Raw genomic sequence first — 19,830 nt, 5'->3', positions numbered from 1 at the left:
TCCCATCATCTGAACGGTTCTGACGGATCTTTTCCCTCTTGCTCAATAGATACCGTTTCTGTTATAACAATAATAGCAGTGAGCCGAAGGCTCGCAAAAGAGGGTAGCTTGCCTGCCCTGCGCGTGAAAGGCGAAAGAGTTGATCCGGCAAATTAGATCTTTTGGGAGTACGAGTAAGGAGATCGGTGTGCATGCTGAGCAAGCTGCTCAGAAGCCTAATGACTCCTTCAGGACACCCACCTATTTTATAGGCGGATCTAATTTTTCTCCTGCACGGCAGGGCGGGCTTATTCGGTTGATTTTTCTTACGGCATTGCTTCTTGTAAGGACTATAGAGAGTAAAAGAATCGCTGAGTCAACGGGACCGTCCGCATCAGGCGTGTTTTGGGGGATCCGCTTCAAGAGATCTTCTCCTTCCCCTGCCGTTCCGTCGCGACTCCATACGACAAACGCGCCGCAGTAATCCTTACAGAAGCGTAGTAAGTCAGATCCGCCCCCTGCCCTCAAAAATGCCATGAAAGGGGGACCACGTCCAATGCTCGATATAAAATACCTTCTCATCGCGATCGCCGTCGGTTTCGCGCTCGGCGCGCTCTTAAGCCTTCTCTATCGGTATTCGATGCGAAATCAGAGATTATCGCTCCAAAAAGAAAGAGATGACCTCATCGAGGAGGCAAAGAAATCGGCTGAGGCCATGAAGAAAGAGGCCGCTCTTGAAGCAAAAGATCTTGTGTATCAGGCCAAATCAGAGGCTGAAAAGGAGATACGGGATAGAAGACATGAGCTCAATCAGCTTGACAGAAGGCACCGGCAAAAGGAAGAGGCCTTAGAAAGAAAGTCAGACCAGATCGAGAAGAGGGAGCATGAGCTCACAAAAAGAGAGAAGGAGTACATTTCGAGGGAAAGGGCCCTTCGGGACAGAGAAGACCACTACAACCAGATCATTAGGGAACAATTGACCGTTCTGGAAAAGATCGCCGGTACGTCGGCAGAAGAGGCCCGCCAGGAGATCCTGAGAAGGGTTGAAGAGGAGACGCGTTTCGATTCTGCAAAGCTTGCGAAGAGGATAGAAGACGAGGCAAAGGAGCTCGCTGAGAAAAAGTCTAAGGAGATCGTGAGCGCTGCTATCCAGCGGTATGCCAGCGACTACGTCGCCGATGGAACGGTGGCGGCAGTCAGCCTTCCCAATGATGAGATGAAAGGGAGGATTATCGGAAGAGAAGGCAGAAACATCCGTGCCCTCGAGGCCGCAACAGGGGTAGACCTCATCGTAGATGACACCCCTGAACTCGTTACGCTCTCTGCCTTTGACCCGGTGCGAAGAGAGGTGGCCCGTCTTGCTCTTGAGAGACTCATAACCGACGGCAGGATCCATCCATCCCGGATCGAGGAGATCGTCGACAAGGTCAAGAAAGAGGTTGATGCCATTATTAAGGAGGAGGGGGAAAAGGCAATATTTGATCTTGGCCTTTCAGGAATACATCCGGAACTCCTCAAGCTTCTCGGCAGACTCAAATATAGGACGTCTTACGGGCAGAACATGCTCCAGCACTCGAGGGAAGTTGCATACCTGGCCGGAATGATGGCGGCCGAACTTGCTGTCGATATTAAACTCGCCAAGAGAGGTGGGCTCCTCCATGACATCGGGAAGGCCATTGACCATGAAGTTGAAGGCTCCCATCAGGAGATCGGTGCAAATATAGCGAAAAAATACGGAGAAAACAGCAAGGTCGTCAACGCCATCCAGGTCCATCACGGCGAAGGGGAGCCAGCCACTGTCGAGGCTGCCCTCGTTGCAGCAGCAGATGCCCTGTCGGCTGCAAGACCTGGGGTGAGGAGAGAGAGCATCGAGAACTACCTCAAACGGCTTGAGAAGCTTGAGCAGATGGCTATGTCATACAAGGGTGTCGAGAAATGTTATGCGATTCAAGCAGGGAGAGAGGTCAGGATCATCGTGAAACCCGATGACGTTACGGACGACATGGCCTCCGTTCTATCAAGAGACCTCTCGAAAAAGATAGAATCAGAGCTGACTTACCCCGGACAGATCAAGGTTACAGTCATCAGGGAATCGAGATTTGTGGAATATGCGAAATAGGGATTGACGTACGGACCGGTTGGCGTAAGGTTAATGATCTTTCAATCCCGGTCTGAACCTATTGCCCTCTCGGGAAACGCTGCTCCACGTGAAATTGCCAGGTGAAACTAAAGGTTAGCTTCTTTATGAGGTTTCTTGCGTGAAAGTCCTTTTCATAGGCGACATCGTCGGCAGGCTCGGAAGAACGGTCATCAAGGCGCTCCTCCCGCCTGTCGTGTCGCGATACAAGATCGATTTCGTCATCGCGAATGGTGAAAATTCAGCAGCCGGTTTCGGCATCACCGAGTCGGTGGCTGAGGAGATCTTCAACTGCGGAGTGCACGTCATCACAACCGGAAACCACGTTTGGGACAAAAAGGAATCCCTTCCTTTTCTCTCAAAGGAACATCGGGTCTTGCGGCCTCTGAATTATCCTCCGGGAGTCCCGGGGTATGGCAGCGTTCTTGTCACAATCAACGGCACAAAGATCGCCGTGATGAATATTCAGGGAAGGGTGTTCATGACAAGTATTGACTGTCCCTTCAGGACGGGCATGGCTGAAATCGAAAGAGTGCGCTCCGAAACAGCCTGCATCATTGTGGACTTTCATGCAGAGGCAACATCCGAAAAGATAGCCTTCGGCTATTATGTGGACGGGAAGGTCAGCGCTGTCTTAGGGACCCATACCCATGTACAGACCGCTGACGAGAAGATTCTCCCCGGCGGAACTGCTTATATAACAGATGTCGGCATGACCGGACCGGCTGTCTCTGTGATCGGCATTGAGAAGGAACAGATAATAGAGCGGTTTCTCCACCAGATGCCGATGAAATTTGAGATCGGAAAGGGCGCAGGGATTTTTTCAGCAGTAGCCCTCGAGATAGAAGACAAGACCGGCAAGACTCTGGCAATACAGCGGTTGCAGCTTACTCACCCGTGACAGGAATCGACGATGAAAGGAGGAATTATTCATGATGGAAGCAAGAGTCAAGTATGTAGACGGACTTCAGTTTGTTGGTGAGGCATCATCGGGTCATGCCCTGGTAATGGACGGTGATACGAAGTTTGGAGGAAGCAATACGGCGGTCAGGCCGACGGAACTCCTCCTCATCGGACTCGGCGGGTGTTCAGGCATGGATGTAGTCTCAATCCTGAAGAAGAAGCAGCAGGAGGTCAGGGGGCTTGAGATCAATATCAAGGGAGAAAAGGCCGAAACTTATCCTCAAAGGTTCACCGATATCACCATGGAGTTTGTTGTCACCGGCAGTAAAATATCTGAAGAGGCCGTCAAGAGGGCTGTTGAACTCTCCATGGAGAAGTACTGCTCGGTAAAAGCGACGATCGAAGGCTCTGCAAAGATAACCTTCAGCTACAGGATCGTTGAGGTATAGAGAGCAAAGCTTCCAGATTCTTTTTGCTTCTCTTAATCAGTGTTGAACTGCTACGGTATTTTTTTGTTTCTGAACGCTCAAGAGGAGACCTTACTCCGTCATTCCCGTTTGCAGGGACTCCTCTTTTGAACAATCCCTAACAATCCGTAAGGAGAAGCAATCATCACCCCATGTCTCCCCACTTGCAATTCTTCATGGAAGCCACCGGAATTCTCAAGCGTCACTTGACATTACCAGTAAAATTATCGAAAATCATTATGATTCTATTCTTAACAAGGGATCATATATTACAATGTAAGTATGAACTAACTGGAGGTTCCTATGGCAACGTTAAGCCTTGCTGAAAACGAGAAAGAAGGCTTGGATGAACTCATTGCCTTTCTCAGATCTAGTTGGCCCCTTTCAAGGTTCATAGTCTTTGGGTCTAAGGCAAAGGGAACGGCAGATGAGGAATCGGACATAGATCTTCTCATAAAATTGCCTTGCGCTGTTAGCGAGGACATAAGGCGTACCATCATACTGAAAGTGTTTGATATAAATCTAAGGTATGAAAGCAACCTTAGCGTTTTCATCGTTTCTGAAGACGAGTGGCAAAGAGGCGTTATCTCAGTATTGCCTATCCATGATTTCATCGAGGAGGAAGGAATTCCTCTTTGAAACACCACGGAAATAGAGATGACGTAATAGATTATTGGATAGGCAAGTCAACAGAGTCTCTTGAATCCGCAGATGATGAACTGAAGGCCGGCCGCCTCTCCTTTGCGGTAAACCGAATTTATTATTCCTGTTTCTATATTGTAAGTGCACTTCTCCTCCAAAACAATCTGAAATTCAGGAAGCATTCCGGCATCAGAGCAGCCTTTCATCGGAACTTCATTAAGCCTGGAATCCTAAATCGAGAGCATGGGCTTTTGTATGATGAGCTTTTTGAAGCGCGCCAAAGAGGCGATTATCTCGAACTCGTTAGTTTCGAAAAAGGGCAGGTGGAAGACTGGCTTGAACAGGCCGAGGGATTTATAGAGTCCGTTAATTCTCTAATTGGAAAAAATGAATAGCGGACGATCATTTCAAGAGGTTTTATGGATCTAGAAGGAATACTAAGATCAAAAAACCCCTCCCTCTTTAGTTGCCTGGAAGACATTAAGAAATCTTGCACCGAGATTTGGAAAGACAAATTACTTCCCTGGTTTACCAATCATAACTGCGATCATTCTGAAGAGGTAATCCATCTCTTGGGTCAAATCCTCAAGCCACTGGAAAATCATCAGCATTTCCTTAATGAACACGAGTTGTTTATTCTCCTCGCGGCAGCATACCTCCATGATATTGGAATGCAGTTCCTTAAGGTTGACGACATCTCCATAGACCGTTTGACGGAGAAAGAATATGAAGAGATACGAAGAAGACACGCTGACGCGAGCTATAACATAATTCTTAAGAGGGTCCAGCCTTATCTTACAAGGGACGACTTCCATCTGCCGAACATAGACGAGGAGTATCTCCCCGTCATTGCGCGCGTTGCAAAAGGCCATTCCACTGACTATTTCGAGTCCGTTGTGTCGGAGTTTCAAAGTGACCCGGCAACCCCAAAAGGCAGGAAAGTTCGAGGAGAGCTGCTCACTGCCCTCCTGATGATCGCTGACGAACTTGATCTTCAGACCAAAAGAGTGGATTTCAACGACCTGTCAAAATTCAATCCGTCAACCTATTCATTAACGCACTGGTTCAAGCACCACTATGTTGACTATGTCGCCATCGAAAGCGGAATAGTAAGAATTACGCTTCGGTTTCCAGAAAGTGCAAAGACCTATCCCGAAGTGATCCGGGAGCAACTCAAGGCAAAACTTAACAAACAGATTGAGAGAGTTAACCCTATCATGAGCAGATCGACCGGAGGTCTTCTGCACCTGGAATCCACAATACAGTTTGACGAGAAGGTTGATAAAACAGGTCTTAAGAGGTCCGCGCCCGATGATGTCATAAAGGAACTGCAAACTATGCCGAAGACATCGGAAGCAGAGACCTCTGCCCGGTTGTACTGCGCTGTTTTTCCCAAGCCAAGCCCTATCTTTACGGGACGAAAGGACGAAATCGAGAAATTCAAGAAGGTCTTCTATCCTGCGTCTTTCATATCCGTTGAAGGCCTCGGAGGAATCGGCAAAACAGAATTCGCCGCGAAATGCATAGAGGAATTTGCTCCAAGAGGTCGAGTCGTCTGGTTCGACTGCGTCCCGGATTCAAAGCTGGATTTACTGATCGATTGCTCAGGCTATCCAGATGTTCTTAAGGGAGAGAGCAAAACCGAACTCGCAAAATATAGTGGTTTCACTGACCTCATCGAGAGAGACCGGAAGACCATCTTTCTCGACAACTTTCAGGATGTCATAGACCCCTCTTTCAAGGCCTTTTTCAAGTTCGCCGAAAGGCGGTTGTCGAGGGCCAGGATAGTCCTGCTCAGCCGGGAAATGCCGGATGCTGGTGTAAGGGTTGCACCAGTGCCTTTGGAGGGCCTTCAGGAAGATTCTCTTGAATACGCAAGACGTTTGATCGAAACGTATTATAACGACGTGGCAGTGAACGACGTAAAGCTCGACGGCGAGGACATTACAGAAACCCTCCATAGGCTTTACGATAAGAAGATGATCACCCGTTCCCGATCTGGCAACCTCTACAGCACACATCCACTTATCAGGGAGTTCTGCTATCAGAGGCTCCAAAACAAGAGTGAGATCCACCTTAAGGCAGCTGAATATCTGCAAACACTGAGGAGAGAGACGTTTAATTCTACCCTTGAGGAGAAGATTTTCCATCATCTGTACTCAGGCGGCAATTATGACAAAGCGGCCGACCTGATCACCGAGAAAGGTGAGTCATTCATACTATCAGGATACACAAATACGCTAAGAGACCTGATTACCAGCACTGTTGACAGGCTTGACATCAAAAGGGCCGCATGTTTCGAAACCTTTTCAAAAGTTATCTAACCCTTTCTCTCCTGAAAAACATCGCCACCCTCGGCTTCATCGGCTTTATCCCCTTAGCACCGGGAACTTTCGGTTCCTTGGCGGCCATGCTCATCTTCCTCTTTTTTAAGCCACAGACCCAGACTGCGATCTCCTTCCTCCTTCCCCTTATCGTCTTGGGAACGATATCTGCACACTACGCTGAGAAGCTTCTTGATGAAAAGGACAGCAGACATATTGTGATAGATGAGCTCATCGGCTATGCCGTATCCGTGCTCTTTCTGCCGACCATCCCCGTTTACTACCTTGCAGCCTTTCTTTTATTCAGGTTTTTCGATATACTAAAACCACCTCCCGTAAAGCAGATTGAAGGGCTTCTGTCGGGGGGCCTTGGGATCGTCGCGGATGATGTGATGGCAGGGATCTACACAAACATCCTCCTACAGATATGGAAGTTACTGACACAGAATTAATCGAAAAGATTCATACACAGTTTAGGGGTTCCGGCCTGAGTCTGAGTGTTGCAGAATCATGCACAGGCGGGTATATCGCTCATCTCATAACGAAGCTGCCGGGAGCTTCAGATTTCTTTGATTCTTCGGTAGTCTGCTATTCGCCGGAATCCAAGATAAAGCTCCTCGGTGTCAGGAGATCGCTCATAAGGCGCTTTGGGGCCATAAGTGAAGAGACGGCAAGGGCCATGGCAATTGCGATAAGGGAGAAGAGGGGAACGGATTTCTCGGTCTCCACAACCGGCAACCTCGGACCAAATCCTGCTGAGGACAAGAAAGTCGGCCTTGTATACATGGCCATCGACTGGGAAAGAGAGACGACTTCCAGGGGCATGATATTCGCTGGCACCAGGGAAGAGATCAAGCATTCGGCCGCTCTTTCCGTGCTCCAACTTCTCTCTGAGGTTGTCGAGACATGGGCGTGAGATGCTTCATTGCCGTCGCTCTTGAGGAGGCCCTCAAGAAGAATATAGCAAACTCCATAGAAGACCTCAAAAGGGTTAATGCCGATATTAAGTGGGTCCCCCCAGAGAACCTTCATATAACCCTTAAATTTATAGGGCATACGCCTGAAGATCTCATTCAGAAGATGAAGTATAGGCTGGCCGAAATCTCCGCTTCTTTTAGACCATTTTCCCTTGGCCTTTCTGGAGTCGGTCTCTTCCCTGATGCAAGAAGGCCAAGGGTCATCTGGATAGACATCCATGATTTTGAAGGACTGAGAAAACTTAAAGAATCAGTTGAAGAAAATATTATAACTCTCGATGTTAATAGAGAAGATAGGGCATTCTCTCCTCATCTTACCATTGGTAGGGTAAGAAGTCCAAGGGGTGTGAACACCCTTCTCACTGCACTAGAACCACTGAAAGAGAGAAATTTTGGTATCATAGAAGTCCGATCATTTTCGCTTATGAAGAGTGAACTGAAGCCAAAGGGTGCTGAATATACAGCCATAGCAGAGTTCAAACTTGCATCGTGAATAAACAGAAAAGGAAGGAGCATAATCTGTGAGCAAAGAGGGAGGTTCAATGACGAATAAGGACAAGATGAAAGCCCTGGAGATGGCAATCTCCCAGATCGAGCGGAGCTTTGGCAAAGGCTCGATCATGAAGCTTGGGGCGGCTGACGTCGCGGAAGGCATCCAGGCAATACCAACGGGCTCCCTGACACTTGACATAGCGACAGGCATTCGAGGGTACCCGAGAGGAAGGGTCATCGAGATCTATGGTCCTGAGTCATCGGGAAAGACGACCCTCGCCCTCCATGCGATCGCAGAGTCACAGAAGGCAGGTGGCGTGGCGGCGTTTATAGACGCTGAGCATGCCCTCGACATAGCCTATGCAGGCAAACTCGGCGTTAAGGTCGAGGATCTCCTCGTTTCCCAGCCCGATACCGGAGAGCAGGCACTCGAGGTGGCAGAGGCCCTTGTCCGGAGCGGCGCCGTCGACATCATTGTTATCGATTCCGTTGCCGCTCTGGTTCCAAAGGCAGAAATAGAGGGCGATATGGGCGATTCCCTGCCCGGCCTCCAGGCGCGCCTCATGAGCCAGGCCTTGAGAAAGCTTACCGCCGCAATATCGAAATCCCTCACAACGGTCGTATTCATCAACCAGATACGGATGAAGATCGGTGTAATGTTCGGTAATCCTGAGACGACTACGGGAGGAAATGCACTGAAGTTCTATTCTTCCATGCGCCTCGATATACGAAGGATTGACAATATCAAGGAAAACCAGGAGACCATAGGCGGCAGAGTGAGGGTAAAGGTCGTAAAGAACAAGGTCGCCCCTCCCTTTAAACAGGCCGAATTTGACATCTATTTTAACGAGGGGATATCACGGGTGGGAGAGCTTGTCGACCTCGGCGTTGAACAAGGGATCGTAGAAAAATCAGGCGCCTGGTATAGCCTGAACGGGACGAGGATCGGCCAGGGAAGGGAAAACGTGAAAGAATACCTGAGAAACAACCCTGAAACGGCTGAGGCCATTCAGCAGAAGATATTCGAACATATCAGGAACAGGAAATAACCATGGAAATAAACGACCTCCTTCAAACCGCAATGTCCTACGAGGCATCGGACCTCCATATCAAAGTCGGATCCCCGCCCATCCTGCGGATTGCAGGAGAACTGAATCCCTTGCCTGCTGAGGGGAGGATCTCGCAGCAGGACGCAATGAAGATGGCCTTCGGCGTCATGAGTCCCGGACAGAGGGAGATTTTTAAGAAGAAGAATGAAATCGACCTTGCTTACAGTGTGCCCGGACTTGGGAGATTCAGGTGCAACATCTTTATCCAGAGGGGAACGATCGGCATCGTGCTGAGGGTCATTCCGATGAAGATCCCAACCTTCGAAGAACTCTACCTTCCCGAGGTACTGAAGAAGCTGTCACTTGAAGACAGAGGTCTCATCCTTGTCACAGGAACAACGGGAAGCGGTAAGTCCACTACCCTCGCAGCGATGATCGACTATATCAACATGAACCGGACAAGCAATATCATCACCATCGAGGACCCTATCGAATACCTCCATAGGGACAAAAAGAGCATCGTGAATCAGAGGGAGATCGGAAGTGATACTGAATCCTTTGCAAAGGCATTGCGCTCTGCCCTGAGGCAGGACCCGGATGTGATCCTCGTCGGCGAGATGCGCGATTTTGAGACTATACAGACCGGCCTCACAGCTGCCGAGACCGGGCATCTCGTATTCAGCACGCTCCACACCGTTGACGCCGCGGAGACCGTCAACAGGATCATAGCGGTCTTCCCTCCCTATCAGCACAAGCAGGTGAGGATACAGTTGTCTTCCGTCATCAAGGGGATCATCTCGATGAGACTCTTGCCGAAGTCCGACGGAAAGGGCAGAGTACCTGCTGTTGAAGTCCTTGTCGCAACCGCAACGATCAAGGACTGCATCCTCGACCCTGACAAGACAAAACTCCTGCCCGATGTGATCGCACAGGGCAGGATCCACTACGGGATGCAGACCTTTGACCAGTCTGTCTTCTCCCTCTATACGTCGGAACTTGTAACCTATGAGGAGGCATTGAGGAGGGCATCGAACCCTGATGATTTTATCCTTAAAGTCAAGGGTGTCCATTCAACCAGTGACTTGACCCTCGAATCCCCGTTAGGGACCAAGCAGTCCGGGATAGAAATCGAAAGATTCAATACATGAAGGAACATGCTCCGGCATCTCCTGCTCCCTCTGAAGGCACAAGGGAGAATATTCTCAAGGGCCGAGGTGCTGTAGGACGATCGCTCTCTTCACCTCCGTCAAAGGGTCGCGAGAGAGGCCTTTCTCCATCCTTCAAAAAACCGTCGGCACTCCAGTTTGCATACCGGCTCCTGAGCTATCGGGGGAGAAGCGAAAAGGAGATGAGGGAAAAGATGAAGATGAAGGGGTACCGTGAATCCGAGATCGAATCGGCAATCGGCGATCTCCTCTCCTATGGTCTTCTGGACGACAGGAAACTCGCATCTTCTCTCAAGAGATACGCAGAGGAATCAAGAAAGCTCAGCGTTTCCGGCACAAGGAATTACTTGAAGGGGCGAGGGATACCCGGAGAGATCATTGACGAGACGCTCAAGGACAGCGATGAAAGGGCAACGGCGCAGAAACTGATAGAAAAGAAGATAAGATTCCTGCATAATTATCCCACCGGTGAGATCACGAGACGACTCTACGCTGCTCTTTACCGCAAGGGCTATTCCATGGAAACAATCATTGAGGTCTTAAAACCATTCAGGCGCAAGGAGGACGTTCTATGAAGAGGGCTTCTTGTATCGCGGTGCTTGTCCTGATAAGCCTCTGGTCCTCTCCGGGCTGTTCGACGGCGGTGCGGTATTCTGCCGACGAGATCAAGGACTATCCACCCGCAGTCCGGGAACAGATAGAGGACGGTTCAATAGCCACGGGAATGACCTTTCAGCAGGTCAGGTACGCATGGGGTAGTCCCTCAGAAGTCATCCCCCTCGCGCTCACTGAAGACGGGAAGCAGCGGGAGGAATGGGTATACTCTCGGATGATGGGATTCTTTAAGACAAGGCTGTATTTCACCGACGGCAAACTGACAGAGATTGTCTCGACAGAACCGGGAATAACAAAGTAGTCGCTCGTCAATGACGATTGGATGATGATCACGGTGAGGTTCACGACCTCTTCTTTTGCCCAGGGCATCGTGAATCTTCATCCTTCAACCATGTTCTGGGAGGGATAAACAGATTATGAAAAGCGCCGAGATACGGTCTGCATTCCTTGAGTTCTTTCGCGAGAAGGGTCACGAGCCCGTAAGGAGTTCCCCGTTGATTCCCAAGGGCGACCCCACCCTTCTCTTCACCAACGCAGGTATGGTCCAGTTTAAGTCCGTCTTCCTCGGTAAAGAGACTCGCCCATACAAAAGGGCCGCCTCATGCCAGAAATGCATGAGGGCCGGAGGCAAACACAGCGACATAGAGAACGTGGGCCATACAGCCCGGCATCACACCTTCTTCGAGATGCTCGGGAATTTTTCCTTTGGCGACTATTTCAAGAGAGACGCCATTCTCTTTGCGTGGGAGCTTCTGATAGAGCGTTTCAGGCTGCCGAAAGAGAGGCTCTGGGCGACGGTCTTTGAGAATGACGATGAGGCGGAGAAACTCTGGAGAGAACTCACGGGCATTCCTGCGGAGCGCATCGTTCGGCTCGGCGCAAAGGACAACTTCTGGCAGATGGGCGACACAGGGCCCTGCGGACCATGTTCCGAGATTATCATCGATCAGGGAGAAGGCGTGGGCTGCGGCAGGCCTGACTGTGCCGTCGGATGCGACTGCGACAGGTTCCTCGAGATCTGGAACCTTGTCTTCATGCAGTTCAACCGTGACGAAAAAGGGACCCTCACGCCCCTTCCAAAACCGAGCATTGACACCGGCATGGGACTCGAAAGGGTCTCGGCCGTCCTGCAGGGCAAACTCAACAACTTCGATACCGACCTCTTTTCACCGATCATTTCGGCCATTACTGAGCGTACGGGCGTGGAATACGGCAGGAGCGTCGAAAGGGATACTTCCATACGGATCATAGCAGACCACATCAGATCAATAGCGTTCCTGCTGTCAGAGGGACTCATGCCTTCCAACGAAGGGAGGGGGTACGTCCTGCGGCGGATCATCAGGAGGGCCTCACGTCATGCCCGTCTACTCGGCATCGAGAAGCCCGTTTTGTTTCAGTTGATTGACTCTGTATCGTCTGCCATGGGAAGTGTCTACCCCGAACTGCCTGACGAAACAGAACGTTCATCGAGGATCCTCATGGTCGAGGAGGAGCGTTTCGAGAGGACCCTTGAACAGGGTATGAAGATCATGGATGACCTCGTAGGCTCCCTCAGAAAATCGGGCCTGAAGACCATCCCAGGCAATGAGCTCTTTAAACTGTACGACACCTTCGGCTTTCCTCTTGACCTCGCCCGGGATATAGCCTCCGACAACGGCCTCATGATCGACGAAGAGGGTTTCCTGAAGGAGATGGAGATACAGAGGGAGAGGGCGAGGGCTTCTTGGGTAGGCGAGGAAGAGGGTGTAGCATCGATATACCGGGAGCTTTTGTCGGAGGTCGGGAAGACTGAGTTCATCGGTTATGAATCCCTCGAAGGAGAATCCGTTATAAGGGCGATTCTGAGAGAAGGCAAGGTCATGAAAGAGGCGTCAGAGGGAATGGAGGTCGAGATATTCCTCGATAGGACCCCTTTTTATGGGGAATCCGGCGGCCAGGTCGGAGATACGGGAGAGATGACGGGACAGAACTTCAGGGCCCTTGTCCTCGACACCAAGAAGCCCCTTGAGGGGCTCCACGCCCATGTCGTCAAGATCAGGAAGGGTCTCCTCCGTGTATGGGACAAGGTCGAATGCCGCGTCGATGCCGAAAAGAGAAGGGCAACCATGAAGAACCACACGGCAACCCATCTCCTCCATGAGATTCTCCGTTCCGTTCTCGGCGACCACGTAAAGCAGGCCGGGTCACTGGTATCTCCTGAGCGGCTGCGCTTCGATTTCACTCATTTCTCGTCCCTTGACGATGCTGAAGTGGCCACCATCGAGACCAGGCTCGTGGAGAAGGTCATCGAGAACCTGCCGGTTGTAACCTCTGTCTCGGATATCAAGACAGCCATAGATTCCGGTGCGACGGCACTCTTCGGGGAGAAGTATGGGGAGATGGTTCGCGTCGTGAGCGTTCCGGGTTTCAGTTCGGAACTCTGCGGAGGAACCCACTGCAAGGCGACGGGCGAGATAGGGTTTTTTGTCATCGTCTCTGAAGGCAGCGTTGCCTCAGGCATCAGGAGAATAGAGGCGTTGACCGGCAGGGAGGCTTTCCGGTTCCTGAAAGATAAGGTCGCTGAACTGAGGAGGATCAATGAACTCCTGAAGACCGACAAGGCTTCTGCCAGGATCGAGAGACTCCTCGCAGACATGAGGACACTTGAAAAGGAGTTGGAGGCCTTTAAGTTCAAGGCTGCTGCAAAAGACTCATCATCGATGATCGAGAAGGCTAAATCGATTGACGGGATCCTGGTCCTTTCCTGCAGGGTCGACGGTCTTGAACAGAAGGACCTTAGGGTCCTTGCGGACAACATCAGAGACAGGATGCGCTCGGGGATCATCTGTATGGCTTCGGCAAAAGATGGCCAGGCATCGATACTCACGATGGTCACGAGAGACCTGACAGACCGTTTCAATGCCGGAGAGATCCTCAAGAAGGTCTCAGCCCTGACACAAGGGAGAGGTGGCGGCAAGGCGGAAATGGCGCAAGGCGGCACGAGCAACCTTGAGAAACTGGACAGTGCGCTCGAATCAGTGTACGATATAGTTGAGAAAAGTTTACAGGGAGCAGACAACAGAGGTAATACGCAGCACGGAGCCGGAGAATGAAAGGACCGGATATCACTCTTCCCCGTCGCTCTTCCATCTCTCGCTTCCGGCTGCCTACTACAAAATAATTACAGGAGGTGCTTCATGACGGTCTTTGATCTCATGAGAAATGCATTGCTCGCAGGTCTTGGTGCGCAGGAGAAGGTAAAGGAATTCATCGATGAACTCGTCAAGAAAGGCGAACTCAGTGAATCACAGGGAGCGAAGCTCGTAAAGGAATGGACCGATAAGGCCGACAAGAGCACGGAACAGTTCTCGAAAAGTATCAATGATGTGGTGACAAAGACCCTGGACATGATGAGCCTTCCGAGCAAGGAAGACCTCTCGAAACTTGACCAGCATGTCCAGTCGTTGTCTGCACGTGTCAGCAAGTTGGAGGCTGCGGGAGGAGAAGCTCCGAAAAAAGGATAACCCCTTGTGGCCTTCTTCAGATTGACGCGCACGTACAAATCTGCGCGGAGACTTCAACAGGTTGTCAACGTATTCCTGAAGCATGGTTTTGGCCGTTTCATAGACCAGATCCATCTCAGCAAGTATATTCCTTTCCTGAAGAGACTCAAGTCCTTCGGGCAGTGGCCTGTACTGAGAGGGCCGACCATCCCGGAACGGCTCAGAATCGCCTTTGGGGAGCTTGGCCCCACATTCATAAAGCTCGCCCAGGTCCTTTCCTCACGACCGGACCTCATCACCGCTGAGTATGCCAACGAATTCAAGAAGCTTCAGGATGAAGTTCCGCCCTTCCCTGTCAGCGCTGCAAAGCGTATCATCGAAGAAGAGCTCAGGATGCCGCTCTCCGAGATATTCCAAGAGTTCGAAGACGTACCGGTAGCGGCGGCTTCCATCGCCCAGGTCCATTATGCACGACTTGTCGATGGAAGCGACGTCATCGTCAAGATCCAGAGGCCGCGCATAGAAGAGACGATAGAGACGGACATCAATATCCTCTTTGCCCTTGCCCGTCTCCTCGACAGGTACGTTCCCGAGAGCAGGTTCTTCAACCCTCTCGGTATCGTTGAGGAGTTTTCGAAGACCATAAGGAAGGAGCTTGACTTTGTAAACGAAGCCAGGAACTGTATGAGGTTCAAAAGGAACTTCGAGACCAGTCTTGATGTCTACATCCCCCGCGCCTATCAGGAACTCGTCACAAGGAAGGTCCTTGTCATGGAGAGGGTCTCGGGGGTGAGAATTGACAACATTCAAAAGATTGAGGCCCTCGGCCTCGACCGGCAGAGACTCGCACGCGTGGGGGTCGAGGCCTACTTCAAGATGGTCCTGGAAGACGGTTTTCTCCACGGAGACCCTCATCCCGGCAACATGTTCGTCCTGCCCGACGGAAGGATCAGCTTTGTGGATTTTGGAATCGTCGGATACGTCTCAGCGGATTTGATGCAGACCATGGGGAACACCTTTCTCGCCTTCGTCCACAAGGACTTCGACCGGTTGATCGACCTGTATACGGAACTCGGCTACGTTCCCAAGGATGTGGATATGGATGCCTTCAGAAGAGACTTTAAGTCGGACCTCATCGACATGCTCGAACCCCTCTACGGTCTCACCCTTCAGCAGATAGACTTTGCGAAGTACCTCGATACCTTCACCCATGTCGCCCTCAAACACCGGCTTACGATACCCTCCGATCTCCTCCTTATCAACAAGTCTCTCCTCATCCTCGAAAGCATCGGCAGGGAGCTCGATCCCCATTTTGACTTCTTCGTCGCCTTCGAACCCTATGCTGCGAAACTTGCAAGAAAAAGGTACAGCCCTGCGCAGATCTATGAGAAGGTGAGCAAACACTCCCTTGAGCTGAGCGACTTTGTCGTCCTCTTTCCCAAGCAGATGCAGCAGATCATGCGGAAGGTCCTCAAGGACGACTTCCATATCAAGATGACCCATATCGGTCTCGAAAAATTCATCATGGATATGGACCGGTCGAGCAACAGGGTCTCCTTCGGCATGATCATCAGCGCCATCCTCATCAGCTCGGCCATTATGCACGCGACCGGAGTTGGGCCCCAGGTATTCGGCTTTTCTCTTCTCGGGGTCGCCAGCTTCGGCCTCGCCTTCATCCTCGGCATATGGCTCATCATTTCGATCATACGGTCGGGAAGGCTCTGACTATTTCTTCCGTTCAAAGAGAGACCCCGCAATCGCAACAAAGATCACCGACGTAATACCGAGGACACTGACGTCCATAAGAAGCGAGAAATCGAAAACCCCAAGGTTCCCGAAGACCGAGTGTTTCAGGGCATCGATGCCGTAGGTAAAGGGATTCAGACGGGCCACGATCTTTAAGATCTCCGGGAGCATCTTTACGGGATACATCGCCCCGGAAAGAAAGAACATCGGCATGACGATGAAATTCATGATGACGCTGAAGCTCTCGAAGCTCTCATAAAAGGTCGCGATGACGATGCCGAAAGACGAAAGACAGAACGACAAGAGGACAGAGACGAGAACGGTCCAGACAATTGCCGAAACATCAAGATGAATGCCGAGAACTGGGAAGAGTGCGAGGATGATGGCGGCCTGGATGACTGAGATGAGCGTCCCGCTCAGCGCCTTTCCGATTACGATGGAGAACCGCGATACGGGCGCAACGAGGATCTCCTTCATGAAGCCGAATTCCTTGTCCCAGATAATCGAGATGGAAGAGAATATCGAACTGAAGAGTACCGTCATTCCGAGGATGCCGGGGAATATGAACTGCATGTACGTGACACCCATCGCCATCCCCGGTCCGACGAGTCTCGACATGCCGCCTCCGACGAGGAAGAGCCATATGAGCGGCCTTGCGATCGTAGAGATGAGTCTGCTCTTCTCCCGCACAAATTTCTTGAATTCCCTCGCCACGAGGACGTAGACAGCATTAGCCTCTATCAAGTTTCCTCCGGTACGATCTGACGGCCTGTTTGATGGTGTCGGAAGAGGAGACATCCTCGCCCCTGATCTCCTTGCCGGTCATCTTCAGGAAGACGTCATTGAGCGTCGGCCTCTGGAGCCTGACAGAGAGCACGGTCTCCCCCATCGCCCTGATGATCTCAGGTATGCATGCATCGCCTTTCACTGTCGTGAGGAAGAGCTCACTGTCCTTCTCCGAGACCTCCACCTTAAACAACCTCTCGATCTCGATCCTGGCCTTTTCGTTGTCCGTCGTCCTGAGATAGATGACATCGCCGCCGATGGTCTTCTTCAGTTCGTCCGGCGTTCCCATGGTAATGATCTTGCCGTTATCGATGATCGCGATTCTGTCGCAGACCTCAGCCTCTTCCATGTAGTGCGTTGTCATGAAGACCGTCACGCTATGTTGTCTCGGGAGGTCGACAATGAACTCCCAGAGATTCGTCCTTGTCTGCGGATCGAGACCAAGTGTCGGCTCATCGAGGAAGAGCACCTTCGGTCTATGGATAAGCCCCCGCGCCACCTCGAGCCGCCTTTTCATGCCTCCGGAAAATTTTTTGATGAGATCATTCCTTCTGTCATACAGTCCCACAAAATTAAGGGCATCCTTGACTCGCTCCCCCCGCTCATCCTTCCCGACATCATAGAGGAAGGCGTGAAACATCAGATTCTCATAGGCCGTCAGGTCTTTATCGAGTGTCGAATCCTGGAAAACAAGGCCGATCGACTTTCTTACCTTTGAGGGCTCCCTTGAGCAGTCATAGCCGTTGATGAAGGCCTTTCCAGATGTCGGAGCCAGCAAGGTGCAGAGGATGTTGATGGTTGTCGTCTTCCCCGCTCCGTTCGGGCCGAGAAAACCGAAGATGGAACCCTCTTCGACCTCAAAAGAGATATCGTTCACCGCAGTGATGTTGCCAAACCGCTTTACGACGTTCTCGACCCTGATGATGGACATATCTGAGTTTACCAGAATTGGCTTCCGATAGGAATAGCAATAACAGGTTACGTTCTCATTTCCTTCAGCCTAAGGACAGCAGTGAGCGGTTGCTTTTTTTTCTGAAAATCTGGATAATATGAATCGATGTGACGCTTCCTTGGGGTGGTAGTTCAGCTGGTTAGAACGCCGGCCTGTCACGTCGGAGGTCGCGGGTTCGAGCCCCGTCCACCCCGCCATTCTCTTTCCTGCCGTTCAATAAGTTAGTTTTCCGCGCCTTACATAATCACCCAACAAATCCTGAACAGAGTTCTATTTCCCTGCTTCACATACATACGCTCGCTTTGTTTGACCGAGGAAAAACGAAGTCCCGCAGGTTGCATTTCAAGAGTCAAGAGGTACTCCCCCGCAGCGGCGAGGATGGAAACGCATTTGTTCAGGATGGTAGGGAAAGAATAAGGGTCTAGACTCGACCTCAATCAGATTGGTATAAGAGTAATGAGTATGACCCTTATGAGGCCGTTTTGAGTTGGTCTCGTGGGCTGTCGCATCGTGGTAGAATCTGCGCTGGTTCAATACAGATGGGGAGGACGTAGTTTAGGTTCCTGGGAACTAACATCGTTTGGACATAATCCAACAATATGGAGTAGAAATGGGAATTAGACGGTTAACTCTCTAAGAACACACTTTGAGTATTGAACAACTTCAAAGGTCCAATGATTATTTATAGATCATGTTAACTTGGTAGATGTTTTGGATTGACGACCCTAAAAATTTTCTGATATTATGAGGAAACTATCCAATAACTGGTTAACCATGAATAAGGAGGGAAGATGAAGAAGAAAATCATGAGCGCGCTAGGGGCCTCAATTCTTCTGTGGTTTACAACTCCGGCATTTGCCCACTGGTGGATGCCTACGCTACTCCAAAGAACTCCATCATCCCTAAAGGAATAATTGCTGAAATAGAGAAAACAATAACGGATTTTGACGACAAATTCCGCACATCTGAGGCGCACCAGACTGGCAGATTAAGGAAAGTCACTTTTCTAATGGAGCCGTTTTACAAGAATGAGCAAGTTCTGTTACTTGACTTTTGGAATAAAATGAACAGTGCAATTCTGAGCATCGGAGAAAATTAATGGTATGCCTGCCCCTCAGAATAAGAAATAAGGCAGCGTACAAAAAAATCAATCCGAGTGGTGATATCCGTGGTTTTTAATTGACTGTTCACCAGCGGCTATTTAATTCGTCAGCTTTCGAAGAAGATAATTAAGGACAGTGGCATGGACCTGCTGGTCGTTTTTGCAATAGTCTTAGGCATAGTTGCAATTTTTGTTCTCGCCCACCTCCGCCCGCTTTCGGAGGATGAGGTCCAAGTGTTAGCAGATCGGCGGAGAACAAAGGCTATCGATTCCTATTACACGTTCGACAGAAGAGAATACGCCGTCAATGCAGAGGTTAAGAAGCGTATGGCAGCAAATGGTTCAGTCTATAATATGTCAGAACAGTTGTTCGAGTTTCCCGCTCTCGCCGCAGGGCGACTGAAATACAAGAAGCACGAATGGATCATAGTAGCGTTTGAGCGAAACAAAACCATCGACAAAATGTGGGTCAACAAAGGGCCGGATCGATCGCAGGTTCATTTTGGAATTGGTCTGCAGAATGTTCAACAAATGGCGGTAAATGGCGGCTACCGATCCGTTTTGGTCTTCCACAATCATCCAAACTCAGACCCGTCGCTGTACTCAACCCGGCAAGCGAGCGATCGAGACAAGCAGACCGCTGGGGAACTTGCGGATCAACTAAGCTCGGCAGGGGTAAACCTCATGGAGTTCGTTTGTGAACGAGGCAGACATTACACTTACTTGCGCTCGGTTTGCGATACATTCTTGCCCATCGAAGGCTTCCGTGAAAAGCTCCGTCAGGTTAACGGGGCCAGCCGGGGCCAGAACTTCTCTCTTCATCGGGAGCGTCTGTTCGGATAATAGTGTCGTTGGCAAATATAAAAGCTAGGACCTGTCCCCCGAAAAATGTGCCACTTGTAAGTAGAGTGTTGGCATAATAGGACACTCGAACAAGGAGGCAGGGATGAAGAAGACGCGGTATACAGAGGAACAGATTGTAAGCATTCTGAAGGAGGGGGAAGCGGGCAT

20 protein-coding genes, 1 tRNA gene and 1 other RNA gene are annotated in these 19,830 nt (G+C 50.5%); 20 read left to right on the top strand and 2 right to left on the bottom strand.

Going from position 1 to position 19,830, the window contains the following annotated elements; genetic code table 11:
- Positions 1–106 precede the first annotated feature (106 nt).
- The 17 genes from ssrS to VFG09_03290 all read left to right on the top strand — a co-directional run bounded on the left by ssrS (position 107) and on the right by VFG09_03290 (position 15,958).
- Positions 107–292: non-coding RNA, 6S RNA (ssrS, locus tag VFG09_03370), on the top strand.
- Positions 293–535: 243 nt separating this feature from the next.
- Positions 536–2,098, top strand: a complete 1,563-nt coding sequence (gene rny / locus VFG09_03365; protein HET6514173.1) for a ribonuclease Y — start codon at positions 536–538, stop codon at positions 2,096–2,098.
- A 139-nt stretch (positions 2,099–2,237) separates the two neighbouring features.
- Positions 2,238–3,017: a TIGR00282 family metallophosphoesterase gene (locus VFG09_03360; protein HET6514172.1), complete on the top strand. Its 780-nt coding sequence runs from the start codon at positions 2,238–2,240 to the stop codon at positions 3,015–3,017.
- Between the two features lie 31 nt (positions 3,018–3,048).
- The gene (locus VFG09_03355) at positions 3,049–3,468 is read left to right on the top strand and encodes an OsmC family protein (protein ID HET6514171.1); all 420 of its coding nucleotides are present in this window, start codon (positions 3,049–3,051) and stop codon (positions 3,466–3,468) included.
- A 321-nt stretch (positions 3,469–3,789) separates the two neighbouring features.
- Positions 3,790–4,125 (top strand): nucleotidyltransferase domain-containing protein, encoded by a 336-nt coding sequence (locus VFG09_03350; GenBank protein ID HET6514170.1) that lies wholly within the window; start codon positions 3,790–3,792, stop codon positions 4,123–4,125.
- Positions 4,122–4,523 (top strand): HEPN domain-containing protein, encoded by a 402-nt coding sequence (locus VFG09_03345; GenBank protein HET6514169.1) that lies wholly within the window; start codon positions 4,122–4,124, stop codon positions 4,521–4,523. The genes VFG09_03350 and VFG09_03345 overlap by 4 nt, the downstream gene beginning before the upstream one ends.
- 276 nt (positions 4,524–4,799) lie before the next feature.
- Positions 4,800–6,452 carry a hypothetical protein gene (locus VFG09_03340; protein ID HET6514168.1) on the top strand — a complete coding sequence of 551 codons (1,653 nt, stop codon included), beginning with the start codon at positions 4,800–4,802 and terminating at the stop codon, positions 6,450–6,452.
- Positions 6,422–6,904 carry a phosphatidylglycerophosphatase A gene (locus VFG09_03335; protein ID HET6514167.1) on the top strand — a complete coding sequence of 161 codons (483 nt, stop codon included), beginning with the start codon at positions 6,422–6,424 and terminating at the stop codon, positions 6,902–6,904. The genes VFG09_03340 and VFG09_03335 overlap by 31 nt, the downstream gene beginning before the upstream one ends.
- A complete protein-coding gene (locus VFG09_03330; GenBank protein ID HET6514166.1) occupies positions 6,880–7,368 on the top strand; it encodes a CinA family protein in 489 nt (162 codons plus the stop codon). The genes VFG09_03335 and VFG09_03330 overlap by 25 nt, the downstream gene beginning before the upstream one ends.
- Positions 7,359–7,922 (top strand): RNA 2',3'-cyclic phosphodiesterase, encoded by a 564-nt coding sequence (thpR, locus tag VFG09_03325; protein HET6514165.1) that lies wholly within the window; start codon positions 7,359–7,361, stop codon positions 7,920–7,922. The genes VFG09_03330 and thpR overlap by 10 nt, the downstream gene beginning before the upstream one ends.
- A gap of 49 nt (positions 7,923–7,971) precedes the next feature.
- Positions 7,972–8,970 (top strand): recombinase RecA, encoded by a 999-nt coding sequence (recA, locus tag VFG09_03320; GenBank protein HET6514164.1) that lies wholly within the window; start codon positions 7,972–7,974, stop codon positions 8,968–8,970.
- A 2-nt stretch (positions 8,971–8,972) separates the two neighbouring features.
- Positions 8,973–10,118, top strand: a complete 1,146-nt coding sequence (locus tag VFG09_03315) for a type IV pilus twitching motility protein PilT (protein HET6514163.1) — start codon at positions 8,973–8,975, stop codon at positions 10,116–10,118.
- The gene (locus tag VFG09_03310) at positions 10,115–10,711 is read left to right on the top strand and encodes a regulatory protein RecX (protein ID HET6514162.1); all 597 of its coding nucleotides are present in this window, start codon (positions 10,115–10,117) and stop codon (positions 10,709–10,711) included. Before VFG09_03315 ends, VFG09_03310 begins: the two co-directional genes overlap by 4 nt.
- Complete coding sequence (locus VFG09_03305; GenBank protein ID HET6514161.1) at positions 10,708–11,052, top strand: hypothetical protein; 345 nt, start codon at positions 10,708–10,710, stop codon at positions 11,050–11,052. Before VFG09_03310 ends, VFG09_03305 begins: the two co-directional genes overlap by 4 nt.
- Positions 11,053–11,167: 115 nt before the next feature.
- Entirely contained in the window at positions 11,168–13,843 is a 2,676-nt protein-coding gene (alaS, locus tag VFG09_03300; GenBank protein HET6514160.1) for an alanine--tRNA ligase, read from the top strand.
- Between the two features lie 84 nt (positions 13,844–13,927).
- Complete coding sequence (locus VFG09_03295) at positions 13,928–14,254, top strand: phasin family protein (GenBank protein HET6514159.1); 327 nt, start codon at positions 13,928–13,930, stop codon at positions 14,252–14,254.
- Between the two features lie 6 nt (positions 14,255–14,260).
- Positions 14,261–15,958 carry an AarF/UbiB family protein gene (locus VFG09_03290; protein HET6514158.1) on the top strand — a complete coding sequence of 566 codons (1,698 nt, stop codon included), beginning with the start codon at positions 14,261–14,263 and terminating at the stop codon, positions 15,956–15,958.
- On the opposite strand, the gene VFG09_03285 is transcribed toward VFG09_03290, so the two are convergent.
- Positions 15,959–16,723, bottom strand: a complete 765-nt coding sequence (locus VFG09_03285; protein ID HET6514157.1) for an ABC transporter permease — start codon at positions 16,721–16,723, stop codon at positions 15,959–15,961.
- The gene (locus VFG09_03280; protein ID HET6514156.1) at positions 16,710–17,696 is read right to left on the bottom strand and encodes an ATP-binding cassette domain-containing protein; all 987 of its coding nucleotides are present in this window, start codon (positions 17,694–17,696) and stop codon (positions 16,710–16,712) included. The genes VFG09_03285 and VFG09_03280 overlap by 14 nt, the downstream gene beginning before the upstream one ends.
- A gap of 141 nt (positions 17,697–17,837) precedes the next feature.
- Here VFG09_03280 and VFG09_03275 point away from each other — a divergent pair.
- The 3 genes from VFG09_03275 (at position 17,838) to VFG09_03265 (ending at position 19,662) form a co-directional block, all read left to right on the top strand.
- A tRNA-Asp gene (locus VFG09_03275) sits at positions 17,838–17,914 on the top strand.
- 594 nt (positions 17,915–18,508) lie between these two features.
- Complete coding sequence (locus tag VFG09_03270; protein HET6514155.1) at positions 18,509–18,631, top strand: hypothetical protein; 123 nt, start codon at positions 18,509–18,511, stop codon at positions 18,629–18,631.
- 329 nt (positions 18,632–18,960) lie between these two features.
- Positions 18,961–19,662 (top strand): hypothetical protein, encoded by a 702-nt coding sequence (locus tag VFG09_03265; protein ID HET6514154.1) that lies wholly within the window; start codon positions 18,961–18,963, stop codon positions 19,660–19,662.
- Positions 19,663–19,830 lie beyond the last annotated feature (168 nt).

Source organism: Thermodesulfovibrionales bacterium (genome assembly GCA_035686305.1).
In the GTDB taxonomy this organism is placed as follows: Bacteria; Nitrospirota; Thermodesulfovibrionia; order Thermodesulfovibrionales; family UBA9159; genus DASRZP01.
Note: the sequence above shows the minus strand (reverse complement) of the source record. Positions and strands in the feature narration are given on the sequence as shown.